Below are 15324 nucleotides of genomic sequence, written 5' to 3'. Positions count from 1 at the left end.
GCGGATGGTGACGGCGGGGCGCGCGGACCCGGCGCCAGCGATCGCGGAAGGTCACCGGCGCAATGGCGAGGATGTTGCGCTGGAGATCGTGCGCTTGCTCGAGGAGGATATCGTCTTCGGGCGCATCCACCCGAGGGAGCGGCTGATCGAGGAGGCCATCGCCGCCCGCTTCGACGTGAAGCGCCACATCGTGCGCCAGGCCATCGTCGAGCTGGAGCGCCTCGGCCTTGTCGACCGGCCGCGCAATCGCGGCGCCATCGTCCGCGTCTACACGCAGAAGGAGGTGGAGGACCTCAACGCCGTCCGCGAGTTGCTGGAGGCCGAGGCCGCCTCGCAGATCCCGCTGCCGCTCCCGGCCCCGGCGATCGCCGAGCTGGAGGACATCCAGCGCCAGCACTCGGCCGCCGTCGAGGAGGGGAACCGTCAGGGCGTGTTCCGCGGCAACCTCGCCTTCCACCGCACCCTGTTCGCCCATTGCGGCAACGGTGCGCTGATCGAGGCCATCGGCTTCTTCGCCCAGAAGTCCCATGCCTACCGCTCCAGTGCCGTCAGCAACCGCACCTATCAGGACTGGGCGGCAGCGGCCCACTGGGAGATGATCGACGCCATCCGCAACGAGGACCGGGAGCGTCTCGTCGCCCTGTGCCGCGAACACCTCGCCCCGTCCAAGAACCACTACGTCGAGACGCTGAAGAGCCGCTACGACTGAGCGGCACTCCGATCCGGCTTCGCGCACGGGGCGGCGCTGCGTCGCCTAAGCGCAAGCCGAGGTGACGCCCGAGAAGCGCATGGACGCGGTGAGCGTGTCGATGCGCAAGGCGCGCCGGGCGGGACGGGTGTCAATCGTCAGGGCGTCGCGGGGCGGGCCGGGGTCACCGGGCGGCCGCTGGTCTGCCACGCGGCGTAGGTGGCGGCCATCGCGTCCTTGATCGTCCTCTCGCGCGCGTCGAGCTGGTCGAGAAGGTCGTAGACGACCGTGGCGCGCGCCGGCTCGCCCGAATGCGACAGCTTCAAAAGTTCGAAGTTCAGCGTCCTCATGCCCTGAATGAGCGCCTCGATCTCGTCGCACCAGACCTCGAAGCTCTCGGTGTCGCGCTGCAGCACCCGCCAGAAGAAGGCGAACCCGTGCTCGTAGCCGTACTTGCGAACGCTGAGCAGCGGCAGATCGGCGACGGCGTTCGCCAGCCCGCCGACATCACCGTGGGCGACGCAACGGTCCACGATCCGCCGCACCGCGTCGATGAGCCGATTGTGCCGAGGCTCGAACGTCGCCTCGAAATAGGCGCTGAGGTCCGCGGCGGAAGGCGCCACGGCGGCGCTGCGGTCGACGAGGTAGCCCCCCGCGACCGACGGCTGGTCGATCGCCCTCTCGACCGTCTCGCGCGCCATCGGTCCCTCCCACCGATAATCGACGTCGCGCATCAGAAGAACGTCCGGATCGTCGGTGAGCTCCAGCAGCAGGAAGTGGGGGAAGGGGTTCTTTCGCAGAAGGTTCTCGCGCTCCGGAAGATGGTACATGTCGAGCATCACCATCACGTCCTGGTCGCCGGTGCGTTCGGTCAGGAGGCGGCGCATCACCGCGATGTTGGCCGCCTTGGTGAGGCCGGCGTCGTACCAGGGGTGGATCCGCAAACCGTAGAGCCGTTCCGACCAGGCGCGGAAGAACTCCTGGTCCATGCCGGGCTCGTGGTAGCGGATCGCCTCGTCGGTGGCGATGAACGGCGCGTCCCATACGCCGAAGAAGAGCGGACGGTGGTCGAGACCCGGCACGCGCTTGATCGCGTCCGCCACGCAGCTGATGAAGCAGTGAACCTTGATCTCGACATAGTCTTCCCCGTGGACGCCTTCACCCTTTGCGGCCTCGTCGGGAGCGCTCCGCGGCGCGGCGGTGGGCGTCGCAGGAGGCGCCTCGTCGGGCTGCGCCAGGAAGAGACCGGCGAACTCGGCCACCGTCTCCGCCGCGCGCGTCGCGATCGCCGAGTCTGGGGCGACGAGGCCGTGATCGGTCTCGAGGTGGAGAAGGAGGTTCATGGTCATCAGCGAGTCGAGGGCGAGGTCGCGTCCGAGCGCGGCATCGGGACCGAACTTTGCCATGTACCGGTTGGCGAGCCGGTCGCGCAGCACGGTCTCGACGGCGGCGATCACCCGCTCGCGTGTCGGCGGGGCGGTCAGGGTCGGTGTCATGCGATCTCGTATTCTCCGGCGGCGTAGCGCGTCGCCACCTCTCGGCGGTTGATCTTCCCGTTCGCGTGCCGCGGAATGGCGTCGACCTGCTGGGCCACGGCGGGGACCTGGTGGCTGGCCAGCTTCTCGCTGCACCAGGCGCGCACGGACGCTTCGTCGAGCCGCGCTCCGGCGTAGATGAGGCCGACGCGCTCGCCCGCGAACGGGTCGGCGAGGCGGAAGGCGACCGCGTCGGCGATCCCGTCCATCGCCATCACCGCGTCTTCGACCTCACCGGGATAGACGTTGAGCCCGGCGACGTTGATGGTGTCGTCCAGCCGCGACAGGAAGATGAGCGAGCCGTCCGCCCGGCGGTAGCCGAGGTCGCGTGTCGCCACCCTGCGCCACGGTGTTTCGACGACGATCTCGGCCGGCGTCTGCGCGGTCCCAGGGTCGGCCAGCGTGTGATGGGGCAGCACCTGTCCCATGTCCGCAGCCGTCTCCGTCTGCGCGTTCACCGAGACGACGCCGGTTTCCGACGTTCCATATTGCTGGAAGAGGTGCGTGACGCGGGCGCGGATCGCGGCGAACCAGGGTTCGGGAAGGATGGTGCCCGAGGTCATCGCGGCGTGGATCGTTGCGTCCGCGGGCATCAGCCGCGCCAGGGTGTGCAGCACAGCGGGCGAGGCATAGAGCACCGGCCGCTCCACCTCGGCGAGAACCTTGAGGAGGTGACGCGGGTTGCCGGGCGTGAGCACCACAGGGGTCATGCCGCGCCGCAGCCCTGCGAGCGTGCCGCAGATGAGGCCGTAGGAATGAGACGTCGGCGCCGCCACGACCGGCGTCATTCCTTCGGACGCGGTGAAGGCGGCGACGTAGGCGTCGAGCTCGTCCTCGATCTCGTCATAGTGGCGGGCGGCGGGCTTCGGCGCGCTCGTCGTGCCAGATGTCATTTGGACGAGGTGGCCGGGTGCGAGAGGCCTTTCGGGCGGCGGCAGCACCTCCGCGGCGGCATCGCCATAAAGAAGGTGAGTGCAGCCGGCCAGCGTGGCGACGCGGCGCGCGGCGGCCGGCGGGCTCGCCGGGTGGACCGGGACGACGCTCGCCCCCGCGTCACGCAGCGCGAAGAAGGCGGCGAGCCAAGCCGCGGGGTCCTCGTGGCACACGGCGAACGACTGCTCGGGCCGTGGCGCCAGTGCGCTGCCGCCGTTCATCCGTTCGAGCCCTTTGGCGAGGCCGTCGCGGTCGAAACGGCGACCGTCGATCTCAATCATGGGGTTCACCCTCGTCGATCTGTGGAAGGGGTTTTCGACCTCTCGCCGCGGCAGCGGTGCGCCATCCGCGACAGGGGTCAGCTTGCGCAAGACCAGCCGCTCGACCACGACCTTGGGCCGATCGTGGCCGAGGCGGGCGAGGCGGTCGGCCAGTCCCTCGTCGCGCGCATGGCGGCGCAGCGCGGCACCCACACGGCGCCAGAACTCCGCTTCGGGAAAGCCGAAAGCGTGGGCGAAGAGCGCCGACACCTCGGTCAGGTTGTGGACGAACAGGCAGTCGGTGAGCGTCCAGCGCAGCTCTTCGACGGTGCTCATCCAATAGTGCAGGTCCGCTGGCGCATCGCGGAAGGCGCGGTCGATCGCGGCGAAGTCCGGCGGGTGCGTGCCTGCGGGGAGAAAATCGTCGACATATTCGGCGCTGTCGTGGAGGTCGCGCAGGATGATCCGCACCGGCCAGCCGTCACGCAGCACGAGAACGAGGTTCTGGGCGTGTGCCTCGACCGCGATGCCGTGCGCGACGAGGAGATGCCAGACGGGCAGCACCGCGGCGGCGATGAGCCGGTCGATCCACGCCGAAAGCCCATGCCGGGCGACGAACGGCTCGACGAAAGGCCGCCCGTCGTCCTCCAGGAGGGCGAGCGCGGTGAACGGGACGGCCCGTTCGCCCGGCTGCAGCATGGTCTCGACGCTGCGGCGCCAGATGGCCCCGCGCAGATCCGCGCCCTCGTCGTCGCGGTCGAGGACGACGCCGGCGTGCTCGCTGAGGATTGCGAGAGGCAGGCGACCAGCGAAGGCCGCGTCAGCCGCCACGATGCGCCCGAGAAAGGCGGACAAGGCGGGCGCGGCCAGCACCGTGTGCGGATCGAGCGCGCGGCGAACGGACGTGTTGGTGACGTCGAGCGGCAGCTTCACATAAGGCGCCGCCGGGCGGTCGACGTCGAGCAGCGTGCGGATCGACTGGCTCGGCACGTACCGGTCTCCGGCGTCGAGGGCGATCATGTCGCCGCGCCGGATCTCCTCGGCATATCGCCTCGCCAGCGCCGGCCAGCCGAACGGGTGCACCGGCAGCGCGCCCCAGGCCGCGATGCGCTCGCCCCGTGCCGCCAGCGTCCGCCGGGCGAGGCGCCATCCCGCTTCGCCGAGCGCGTAACGCAGGAAGCCGGGGCGCGCCGCATCGCCTTCCAGCCGCAACCGGTCGCGGCGGGCGAGGAGCCAGCGGAGGCGGAACGGTTCCGCGCCCTGTCCGTAGCGGCGATGGTCTTCGGCGCTGAAGCCGACGAGGGCGCGGAAGGAGGGGTGGTAGGGGTGCCCCTCGTCGATCGCGCTTTCGAGGGCGGTGAAGTCGAGATGGCGGCGCGGACCGGCGGGGCGGCGGCGTTCGGCCGCCATCGTCGCCTCGAGTTCGGCGGCGAAGGCCGCGGCGTGCGGACCGCCGAGAGCGCGGGCGAGATCGGCCGCATCGCCCGCGCGCCAGCCGTCCCACGCCTCGACCTCGACGCTTCCCGGGACGAGGCGCGGCCGTTCGAACGGGCCGATCCGCCCACGCGCGCGCCAGCGGTTCTGGCCGACGACGAAGGTGTAGGTCGTGCCGTCCGGCCCATGTGCGGCGTGCGGATCGACGATCCGTTCGTGGATCAGCGCGGCCGCGAGCTGACGCAGCACCCGCTCGTCCGGCCGCGAGGGGTCCTCAAGCGCGAACGGCATCGTGATCGCTCAGGGCGGTGTGCGCCGCCGCGGCGTGGAGGACGTTGGGCATGTCGGCATACATCGGGACCGTCGGTCCTGCGCCGAGTTCGTCCACATCCAACAGGCGTGCCGCAAGGTTCGCCTTGGCGGCGATGGTCGGCCGATCCAAAAGATCGCGGCAGAAGCGCCGGCCCGCGCCGGACGTCTCGCGCGAGAGCCGGTCCACCCGGCGCCGCAGCCGCGCAAGCAGGTCGTCCTCGTCGGCAAGTCCGTCGCGCCCCAGCCGCGCGATGACGCCGAAGATCTGGTTGACGACGAGATAATAGGCGAAGCGGCGCGAAACCTCCGCCTCGTCGAAGACGAGATCGGGGACGGAGGCGGCTTCGGGCACGATCTCTGCCAACGCGTCGGCATAGCTGTGGGCGAGGTATAGGCCTTGATTGTCGCGCGTGACGAGGCGTTCCGGGCGGCCGCGATCGAACACCAGCAGGGCGTTCTGCTGGTGCGCTTCGACCGCGACGCCGGTCCTGTCGTAGAGCATGACCAGGGGCACGAGCGCACATTCGAGGTAGGCGGCGAACCATGCGTTCGCGGCGATCGGCAGCGGAGTCCCGATCGCGTTGGCGTAGGTTTGCACGATGCGTTTCAGCAGCGAGGGTCGTCCGGCGACGCCTTCGCCCGTCAACGCGGCGATGGTGACGACGTTCTTGGCGCGGGCGCCGCGGAAGGGGTTCTGCCGCAAGATGGTCTCGAACCCGCTTTCGGGCCGGCCGGGCAGGACGAGCGTCGCCCACGCGGGATCGTGCAGCATCCCGAGCCGCGGAACGGCATCGAGCGTGCGGGTGCGGCGGAAGTAGCGCGCGAGGACGACACCGGCGGCGAGTTCGTGCATCCGGTTGATGCGCATCGAGTTTGTAATGCGCACCGGCAGGCTGAACTTCAGCATGAACGGGGAGGCCTCGCTCCACACGGTTCGGAGCGAGGAGGTGGCGGCGAAGGCCGGACCTGCCGGGCCGAGGGGTCGCAGCCGTCCCGCCTCGATGAGGCCGGCGATGTCCGGGTCGAGGGTGAGCGCCTCCGCCTGGAGCGGATGCATGAGGAGGAGGCGCTCGCCGTGCCGGAGCTGGGTGCGTGCGTGCGGGCCGGCGATCCGGGCCATCATTGCGGTGGCGGCAATCCGTCCGGCGGTGTCCTCGGCGACCAGCGCCTCAGACGCGGCGAAGGCCGTGAGGCGGAAGCCGCCGCGGTTTTCCGGTACGTAGGCCTCGCGCTGCCAGGTCGAGAGACCCTGCACGCTCTTGGGCGTCGGATGGAAGGTGTGGCCGAAGACCACAGAGCTTTCCGCGCCGATGAAATCGTCGGCCGGCGGCCCGTCCGGCGCGTTGGCGAGGTTGTCCGTGACCGCGTTGGCGCTGAGGGCGATGCGGAGCATCAACTCGCGCTCCAGCGTTCGGATGCCGGTCGTCCGCGCCGGTCCGCCGTGCCGCCGATAGGCCTCACGGGCGAGTGCGAACACCGCGTCGAAGGGCTCCATCGCCGCCGGTTCGCGGCCGTTGCGGCACAGCCAGACGCCGCCGAACCGGTGTGGCCCCGCGGCGGACACGTAGGCGACGTCGGCCCGTATGACGTCACCCTCATCGCCGACCCGCCATTCGACGCAGCGGGGCGAACGCCATGTTCCAGGGTCGAGCTCGCGCAGGTAGGCGTTTGCGAACGCCTCGAAGGTTGCAGCATCGGCCAGCTCGAAGGCGGCTGATTTGTCGATCGGCATAGACGGGTCCATTCGGCCGCAGGGGGGCGGCGCGCTCGGAATTTAGGTTCAGGCGCGAAGGAGTCAATGAATTCGTGGAATATTGGAATCGATGTATTCTATAGTTAAGCCAGTGAATGCACCGAGTTTGTCTTCATTATTTGAGGCATTCCAGACTATATCGTCTTTTTGGTTCGACATCTCCATGATAGACCTATAAGAGGCGGCCAGCAGCGTCGTCCGTGATGCTGTCAGAGAAGGGCGGTACCGGATGCCGCTGACGGCATGGAGGCTTCTCCGTGGGGCAGCCACGAAGAGGTCGCGGTGAGTGGAATGAACATGACGCACGATGAGCGCCGCTCATCCGTGCCGCGTGAGAGGGGGCGTGCTGATGTCAGCGCACGAAATCGCACGGTCGTCGGCCAGCGTGACGACGGCGAACGCGAACGACTACATCATCCGGTTGGTGAAGCACTTCGGGCACAAGGTCGACGTGGAGAGCGAGGCCGGGCGGGCCACATTCCGCTTCAGCTGCGGCACGGCAAATCTCGCGGCGCGCGACGGCGGGCTCATGATCGAGATCGAGGCGCCTGACGCGGGTGGGCGCACCGAGACGGAAGAGGTGGTCGAGAGCCATCTCCTGCGTTTCGCGCACCGCGAGGCACTCGGCGCCCTCCACTGGACCCGCACCTGATCCGCCGACACCAACCCGCGCGGGCGACGGGCGGCCGTCGAGACGCGGGGCATGGGTGGCGCCGCATCGCCCTCTTCGGCGCCACCCCGCGGCGGCGCGGGTTCCAGAAACCCTGCCGGACCGGCTCGCCTCGAAGTCGGTCGCGGCGCGCCCACGCCGATACGCGGTCCCTGCCGGACCCATGGTGAGGGCGGCCATCATCCTCCGACGGCGGGGCGCAAGGGAAGGGGACGGTCGCGGTGGTCCGGCGACGATTGGCAGACATGCCCAGAGTTATACGCTTTTCCAATCATGCATTTTGAATAATTATAATAACAATCCAAATTCTGGCGGCATTCTGGCCGGAAGTGCGGCCCGCCAATGCAGCAGATGCAGGAAGGCTCCATCGCTCCTGCGAGGAGTTGCATCAAAATAACGCAGCTCAGCCGCCGACTCGGCTGGTAAATACTTTATCGGCGTGCGGAATGGCGGTCGACCTGCCCAATGTGGTGCGATAAGCGGATGGGGCCCGGCGCCGACCGGGTGCCGTCCTGGCCTGAGCCGCGCGGCGTCTCGCCGGTCACCTCAGCCGGCGCGGCGTCGACGCGTGCCACCGCCACACTGTCTGCCACGGAGATCCCGCCATGTCCGTCCGCTCGGCCATTCTCGCCGCGACCATCGGTGCCGCCGTCGGCCTCGCGCCACCGGCCAGCGCCGAAACGGTGCGCACCGCGGCAGGGCCTGTCGATCTGACCCGGCCCGAGCGCGTCGCGGTCTACGACATCGCCGCGCTCGATACGCTGACGACGCTCGGTATAAAGGTCGCCGGCGTGCCCAACACGCTCTTCCTCCCCTGGCTCGAGGAGGCGGTGGCGGGCGCCGACATCGTCGGCTCTCTCTTCGAGCCGGATCTCGAGGCGCTGAACGCCGCCGAACCGGACCTCGTCATCGTCGGCAACCGCTCGTCCACCATGGTCGCCGACACCGCGCGCGTCGCCGAAACGGTCGACATGACCATCGACGGCGAGCATCTGATCGACGACGCCCTCGCGCGGATCGAGGACTACGGCGCGCTCTTCGGCAAGGACGCCGCGGCGGAGGCCGCGATCGCCGCCATCGAGACCGCGTTGGGCAAGGCGAAGGCGGCGGCCGAGGGCAAGGGCAACGCCCTCATCGTCCTCACCAACGGCCCGAAATTCTCCGTCTACGGCGAAAACTCCCGCTTCGGCTGGCTGCACCGTGACATCGGCATCCCGCCGGCCGCTGAAGGTCTCTCCTCGGCCATCCACGGCGAGGCGGTGTCGTTCGAGTTCATCGCAGAAACCAACCCCGACTGGCTGATCGTCCTCGACCGTGCCGCGGCCATCGGCTCCGGCGAGCAGAGCGCCCGGGCGACGCTGGACAATGCCCTCGTCGCCGAAACGACCGCATGGCAGACCGGGCAGGTGATCTATCTGCCGGTGGCGGAATTCTACATCTCGCCGGGCGGCGCCACGTCGCTCGTCACCATCCTCGATGCCTTGGCGGACGGCCTGTCGGGCGGTGCTGGCGCCGGGGCGGTCCGGGGGCAATGACGATGGCGATGGAGCGGTTGGGGGCCCCGTCCCCCCGGCCGCGTTCCGGCGGGGCGCCGGTCGTCGTCCTGTGCGGCTGCCTCGTCCTTTTGTCGGCGGCCGGGGTTCTGGCTGGCGTCGGCGGCGTGCCCGACCGGGGCCTCCTGCTGACCAGCCGCCTGCCTCGCGTTCTCGCCGCGATCCTCACCGGGGCGGGGCTCGCCGTGGCCGGGCTGATCATGCAGTCGTTGGCGCGCAACCGCTTCGTCGAGCCGATGATGGCCGGAACCGGTCAGGCGGCGGGGCTCGGCATCCTGCTCGCCACCATCGCCGCACCCGGCGCGTCGATCATGCTGAAGGGTCTCGCCGGGGCGCTCGCCGCCTTCGCCGGCACAGCGGCCTTTCTCTTCCTGGTGCGGCGCCTGCCGCCCTCCGAGCCGTTCCTCGTGCCGCTTCTCGGCATCGTTTATGGCGGCGTCCTGGCCGCGGTCGCCACCGCCATCGCCTGGAACGCGGACCTGATGCAGTTCCTCGAAACGTGGTTCAGCGGCGAGATGTCCGGCATCCTCGCCGGGCGCTATGAGCTCCTCTGGGCCAACGCCGCCCTTCTGGCCGCCTCGGTCTTCATTGCCGACCGTCTCACCATCCTCTCGCTCGGCCGCGACGCGGCGGAGGGTCTCGGCGTCAGCTTCGCGGCGATGCTCGCGGCGGGGCTCGGCCTCGTCTGCGTCATCGCCGCCGTCACCGTCGTCACGGTCGGGATCATCCCCTTCGTCGGTCTCGTCGTCCCGGCGATGGCCTCGCGGCTGATCGGCGACAATGTGCGCACGGTCATGCCGGTGGTGGCGCTCGGCGGGGCGGTGCTGGTGCTCGCCTCCGACACGCTCGGCCGGTTCATCCGCTTTCCGTACGAGGTTCCGGTGGGCACCGTCCTCGGTGTCGTCGGCGCGTTCGTCTTCCTCGCGATCATCCTGACCCGCCGTGGCTGACGCTCACCTCGGCACAAGAGTGGCGCCGCCTGCAGAGATCGCGCGCCGACCACCTCCGGCGGTTATCCTCGGCCTTCTCGGCGCTGCCGTTCTGGTGGCGACGGCGCTGCATATGACGGTCGGCCTGCGCGGCAATCTCGCCTTTGCGCTGCAACTGCGCATGGAGCAGCTTGCCGCCCTCGTGACCGTCAGCGTCGCCGTGGCGCTCGCCACGGTGGTGTTCCAGACGGTGACGGCCAACCGCATTCTGACGCCATCGCTCATCGGTCTCGATTCCCTCTATATCCTCATCCAGACGGGGTTCGTCTTCATCCTCGGCGGGGTTGGAGTGGCCACCTTCGGTCCTGTGGCGAAGTTCGCGGCGGAGGCGCTGCTCCTCAGCGCGCTGTCGCTCGCGCTCTTCCTGCCGCTGATGCGCGCGCGCACCGACCTCACCCTGCTGCTCCTCGCGGGCGCCGTCCTCGGCATCCTCTTTCGCAGCCTCGCGAGCCTTCTGGCGCGGCTGATCGACCCCAATTCGTTCGCCATCGTCCAGGCCCTGCGCGTCGCCGACTTCAACACGGTCGACGCCGCGCTGGTGTGGCCCTGCCTCGGCCTGACCGCGGGGGCCGCCGTGCTGATCTGGCGCCTTCGTCATGTGCTCGACATTCTGGCGCTCGGGCCGGATGCGGCGGTGGGTCTCGGCGTCGATTGGCGGCGCACGTCGGCGCTCCTGCTCGTTCTCGTCGGTCTTCTGACGGCGGTGGCGACGGCGCTGGTCGGGCCGCTTGTCCTCTTCGGCCTCATCGTCACCGCGATCGCCGGGCCGCTCGGCGGTGAGCGGCATGCGTGGCGCCTGCCGATCGCTTCCGCCGTCGCCGTGCTGCTGCTCGTCGCGGGGCAGACGGTGCTGGCCCGCATCCTGGGGTACACGCTGCCGGTCGGCGTGGTCATCGAGTTCGGGGGCGGGCTCGTCTTTATCGCACTTCTGTTGAGGCGCCGCCGATGATCGAGATCGAAGCCGTTTCCTGCTCCATCCGTGGCGCGTCGATCCTGAGCGATGTCTCCCTGTCGTTGGGCGCAGGCGGGGTGACGGCCCTCGTCGGCCCCAACGGCGCGGGCAAATCCACCCTCCTGTCGATGATGGCGCGTCTGCGGCGGCCGGACCGGGGGACGATCACCGTCGCCGGTCACGACGTGGCGGCGACGCGCCCGCGCGTTCTCGCCCGCCATCTCGCCGTGATGCCGCAGGACGCGGCGCTTCCGGGGCGGTTGACGGTGGCCGAGCTGGTCGGTTTCGGCCGCTTCCCGCATCATCGCGGCCGTCCGGGGCCGGCGGACCGCGTTGCCGTGGAGGAGGCCATCACGGCCTTCGGTCTCGTCGGCTTCGAGGGGCGCTTCCTGGAGACGCTTTCGGGCGGACAGCGCCAACTGGCCCGCGCGGCGATGGCCTTCGCGCAAGGGACGCCCGTCGTCCTGCTCGACGAGCCCTTGAACAATCTCGACATCGTCCACGCTCGCCAATTGATGGCGCGGTTGAGGCTGATGGCGGATGAGGCGGGGAGGACCGTCGTCGTCGTGCTGCACGACATCAACCATGCCGGCGCCTGGGCGGACCGCATCGTCGCCATGCGTGGCGGGCGCATCGTCGCCGCCGCGCCGACCGATGAGGTGATGGACGAGGCGGTGCTGGAGCGCGTCTACGGGGTGCCGGTGCGCATCGCCTCGGCGGACGGTGAGCGCATCGCACTGCATTTCCGCTGACGCACGTATGGCCGCCTCAATCGAGGCGACCGGAGTGCGGTGCCGTCAGAACCGCGGGAAGGACGGCCCGTGCGACGCGATCAGAACCGCGCCGTCGCCTTGAAGAGGAAGGAGCGGCCCGGCTCGTAGAGCGGGGTGACGCCCTGGCCGGTGTATTCCTGGCCGAAGGTGGCGCGCGACGCGTAGGCCTCGTCGAACACGTTGTTGGCCTCGGCGCGCAGGGTCAGGTTCGGGAAGCGCACCGGCGTCAGCTCGGCGAAGGCGTTGACCACCTCGTAGCCGGGGATCGAGGAGGCGGTGTCGCCGGTGCCCGAATAGGGGTCGAACACATCGTCGTTCTCGAACGCGATTTCGGTATCGGCGCCGATGGTCAGGCCCCACGGCGCGTAGGTGTAGGACGCCGAGGCCTTCACGATGTGGCCGAGCGGCACCGTCAGATACCGGCCGAAGTCGGAGTCGGCGGGCTCACCGTCGATGTCGGAGTCGATGTAGGCGTAGCCCACGGTGCCGTTGAAGCCGTAGTTGGTGTAGCCCGCGGTCAGCTCCACGCCGCGCGTGTCGAGGTCGCGCGTGGCGAAGGCGTCGCCGCCATATTCAGGCAGGCGCGCGTTGTAGATGCGCGTCTGGAACACCTTCGCCCCGGCGCTGAAGCCCTGATAATGGGCGCGCAGACCGGCGACGAGGTTGTCCGACGTCGTCACCTCGGACGGCGAGTCGTAGGTCCAGTTCTGGTCGATGATGTAGTTCTCGGCCAGCGGGATACCGGCCCACACATGCGCCCCGCCGACATAGGCGGTGAGGAAGCTCGTCACGTCGACCTCGGTCGTGAGGTTGAGCGACGGGCCGACGTTCGTCTGATCCGAGCCGTCGACACCCTCGAAATGCTGCACGTCCACACGCGCGCCGAAGAAGGTGCGGAAGCGCGGCGTCCAGTTCAGGCGCGCCTGGCTGTAGAAGCCGACATTCTGCGCGTGCTCGGTGCCACCTTCGTCGAAGGCGCGGTCCAGCAGGTAGTCGTAATTGAGCCGCGCACGGTCGACGTAGAAGTCCGTGCCCAGGGTGAGCGTGCCGTATTCGCCGCTGAGCGTGTTCTGCGCGCGGCCGTTGAAGCTGTCGGTGAGGCCCTCGGTATATTGCTCGTCTTCCGGGTTCTCGATCCAGGTGCGGCTGTAGCCGAGCTGGATCTTCGGGTCCCAGAGCGCGGTGGGCGAGGTGTCGGTGTAGGTCAGCGTGTAGTTCTGGCGCTGCAGGTGATAATTGCGCGTGTCGGGCACCGGGCGGCCGCCGGTGATGCGGCCGATGTTGGCGCGGTAGGGCCGCGCGGCATCGTCGTTGACGATCTCGAACGCGGCCTCGAACCGGTCGCCGCTGTCCGCCTCGTAGGCCAGCTTGCCGAGACCGGAGAGGAGCTTGGTTTCCGAGCCGATGATCTCGTCGCCGTTCCCGTCCGTCCGGTCGCCGCCGTCGGCCCATTTGCCGTAGATCAGCGCTTCGAACCCATTGTGGCGGCCGTAGAGCGCGCCGTTGGTGGAGAAGATGTTGCCGTTGGTGACGTACTCACCGCTGATCAGGCCGCCGAACATCTGGCCCGGCGCCAGCAGATCGCCGACGTCCTTGGTCTCGAACGCGATCGAGCCGCCGAGCGCGCCGGGACCGGCGTCGGCGGGGGCGACACCGGGGTCGACCCGCACCGCCTTCAGAAGATCGGGGTCGATCAACGTCGTCGCGCTGTGGTGGAAGACTTTGTTGTTCTGCCGCGTCCCGTCGATCGTCACCGCAAGGTTCGGTTCTTCGATGCCTTGCACATAGATCTTCTGCGACATGGGGATCGACGAGCCGACATTGATTGCCGGATCCGCAAGGAAGACTTCGCGCAGGGTTTGCGGATTGGTGCGCTCCAGCTCGGCCTGGGTGACGGTGGTCGAGTTGCCGGTCCCCTCCGGGAATCCGGTGCCGCCGCGGCTGCCTTCGCCGGCGCCGTTGGCGTCGCCGCCGTCGGCCACGGCCGTTCCACCCGCGGTCGCGCTTCCGGCGGACGTGTCGGTGCCGGGCGCCGCCGCGCTCGTGTCGCTCGGCGCATCCGGTGCGCTGCTGATCACCACGGGATCGAGTGAGATCACCTGCGCCTGCGCCGCGCCTGAGACGAAGACCGCCGTGGAGGCGAGGAGGATGGACGAGAAGCGCATGAGGATCTTTCCCGGACTATACTGCGAGGTCTTTCGGTGAAAGCGCATTCCTGACCAACCGAGTCAACAATATGAGCCTTGATGTATTGATGTGGTCTAGCGATGTGTTATTTCGGCAACTCCTAGTTTAGAATCATTTGCTTTCGAACTTCATGAAGATTTCACCAGATCTCATAGCCCGCCGCCGCGGTGGCACCCGTGGACCACGGGCCGTGACGCGGGACGCGACGCCGCATGTGTGGTTCATCGAACTGTCGCAAAAGACTGCAATCAACGGCGCCGCCGACTGGCCTCGCCGCCAGGCCATCACGCCACAGGACCGAACCATGCGTATCGCCCTTATCGCCGCTGCCACGCTCCTCGCCGGGTCTGCGCTCGCCGAGCCCTCGGGGACGCTGACCCTCTACACGTCGCAGCCCAACGCCGACGCCCAGGCCACCATCGACGCGTTTCAGGCGGCCTATCCGAACGTGAGCGTCGGCTTCTTCCGCGATGGAACGACCAAGGTGATGGCCAAGCTTCAGTCCGAGTTCGCCGCAGGGCAGCCGCAGGCGGACCTTCTTCTGATCGCCGATACCGTCACCATGGAGGCGCTGAAGCAGGAGGGTCGCCTCCTCGCCTATCGCGATGCCGACACGTCCGCCTATCCTGACGGGCTGATGGATGAGGAGGGCTATTATTTCTCCACCAAGCTCATCACCACCGGCATCGTCTACAACACCGGGGCTCCGCTGAAGCCGCAGAGCTACAAGGACCTTCTGGCCGACGAGGCGGCGGGCAAGATCATGATCCCCTCGCCGCTGACCTCCGGCGCCGCGACGATCACGATGGAGACGCTGATCGCCGACCCGTCGCTCGGCTGGGACTTCTACGAAGGCCTCGCCGAACAGGACACCCTGGCGTCCGGCGGCAATGGCGGCGTCTTCAAGGCCGTCGCCGGTGGCGAGAAACTCTACGGCTTCCTCGTCGATTATCTCGCCATCCGCAGCCGCGACGAGGGCGCGCCCGTCGAGTTCGTCTTCCCAACCGAGGGTGTCTCCTACGTGACCGAGCCCGTCGCGATCCTGTCGACCACGCAGAACGAGGAGGCGGCGAAGGCCTTCGTCGATTTCCTCCTGTCCGAGGAGGGGCAGGCGCTGGCCGCCGCGCAGGGTTATCTGCCCGCCCATCCGGCTGTCGATGCGCCGGCCGGCTTCCCGTCCCGCGACGCCATCAAGCTGATGGAGTTCGACCCCGCCCGCGCCCTGCGCGAGAGCGACGCCGACAAGCTGCGCTTCTCCGAGATGTTCGGGGGCTGATCGGACCGC

11 protein-coding genes are annotated in these 15324 nt (G+C 68.9%); 7 read left to right on the top strand and 4 right to left on the bottom strand.

Translation table 11 applies throughout. The features are described 5' to 3' along the window. The first annotated feature begins 4 nt into the window (after positions 1 to 4). Positions 5 to 709, top strand: a complete 705-nt coding sequence (locus tag BIX52_RS19270; protein WP_083660525.1) for a GntR family transcriptional regulator — start codon at positions 5 to 7, stop codon at positions 707 to 709. Between the two features lie 137 nt (positions 710 to 846). Here the strand turns inward: BIX52_RS19270 and BIX52_RS19265 are convergent, their stop codons facing one another. From BIX52_RS19265 to BIX52_RS19255, 3 genes are read right to left on the bottom strand one after another with little or no spacing between them, the layout of a single operon-like run. Continuing rightward, complete coding sequence (locus BIX52_RS19265) at positions 847 to 2184, bottom strand: DUF6005 family protein (RefSeq protein ID WP_075222727.1); 1338 nt, start codon at positions 2182 to 2184, stop codon at positions 847 to 849. Continuing rightward, positions 2181 to 5141 (bottom strand): IucA/IucC family protein, encoded by a 2961-nt coding sequence (locus BIX52_RS19260; protein WP_075222726.1) that lies wholly within the window; start codon positions 5139 to 5141, stop codon positions 2181 to 2183. Before BIX52_RS19260 ends, BIX52_RS19265 begins: the two co-directional genes overlap by 4 nt. Then, a complete protein-coding gene (locus BIX52_RS19255; protein WP_075222725.1) occupies positions 5125 to 6894 on the bottom strand; it encodes an IucA/IucC family protein in 1770 nt (589 codons plus the stop codon). The genes BIX52_RS19260 and BIX52_RS19255 overlap by 17 nt, the downstream gene beginning before the upstream one ends. 370 nt (positions 6895 to 7264) lie before the next feature. On the opposite strand from BIX52_RS19255, the gene BIX52_RS19250 reads away from it, so the two are divergent. The 5 genes from BIX52_RS19250 to BIX52_RS19230 all read left to right on the top strand — a co-directional run bounded on the left by BIX52_RS19250 (position 7265) and on the right by BIX52_RS19230 (position 11831). After that, complete coding sequence (locus tag BIX52_RS19250) at positions 7265 to 7567, top strand: DUF2218 domain-containing protein (RefSeq protein WP_075222774.1); 303 nt, start codon at positions 7265 to 7267, stop codon at positions 7565 to 7567. Between the two features lie 623 nt (positions 7568 to 8190). Further along, positions 8191 to 9120, top strand: coding sequence for a siderophore ABC transporter substrate-binding protein (locus BIX52_RS19245; RefSeq protein ID WP_075222724.1), 930 nt, complete (start codon positions 8191 to 8193; stop codon positions 9118 to 9120). 8 nt (positions 9121 to 9128) lie between these two features. Next, positions 9129 to 10088, top strand: coding sequence for an iron chelate uptake ABC transporter family permease subunit (locus BIX52_RS19240; RefSeq protein ID WP_075222773.1), 960 nt, complete (start codon positions 9129 to 9131; stop codon positions 10086 to 10088). Positions 10089 to 10107: 19 nt separating this feature from the next. Further along, the gene (locus tag BIX52_RS19235) at positions 10108 to 11076 is read left to right on the top strand and encodes an iron chelate uptake ABC transporter family permease subunit (protein ID WP_245803238.1); all 969 of its coding nucleotides are present in this window, start codon (positions 10108 to 10110) and stop codon (positions 11074 to 11076) included. Further along, positions 11073 to 11831 (top strand): iron ABC transporter ATP-binding protein, encoded by a 759-nt coding sequence (locus tag BIX52_RS19230; RefSeq protein ID WP_075222723.1) that lies wholly within the window; start codon positions 11073 to 11075, stop codon positions 11829 to 11831. Before BIX52_RS19235 ends, BIX52_RS19230 begins: the two co-directional genes overlap by 4 nt. 80 nt (positions 11832 to 11911) lie before the next feature. Here the strand turns inward: BIX52_RS19230 and BIX52_RS19225 are convergent, their stop codons facing one another. Beyond that, a complete protein-coding gene (locus BIX52_RS19225; RefSeq protein ID WP_075222722.1) occupies positions 11912 to 14017 on the bottom strand; it encodes a TonB-dependent receptor plug domain-containing protein in 2106 nt (701 codons plus the stop codon). Between the two features lie 326 nt (positions 14018 to 14343). On the opposite strand from BIX52_RS19225, the gene BIX52_RS19220 reads away from it, so the two are divergent. Then, positions 14344 to 15315, top strand: coding sequence for an ABC transporter substrate-binding protein (locus BIX52_RS19220; protein WP_075222771.1), 972 nt, complete (start codon positions 14344 to 14346; stop codon positions 15313 to 15315). The last annotated feature ends 9 nt before the right edge of the window (positions 15316 to 15324 follow it).

It is taken from the genome of Acuticoccus yangtzensis (assembly GCF_001927245.1).
Classification (GTDB): Bacteria; Pseudomonadota; Alphaproteobacteria; order Rhizobiales; family Amorphaceae; genus Acuticoccus; species Acuticoccus yangtzensis.
This window is presented reverse-complemented; position numbering and strand designations above follow the sequence as displayed.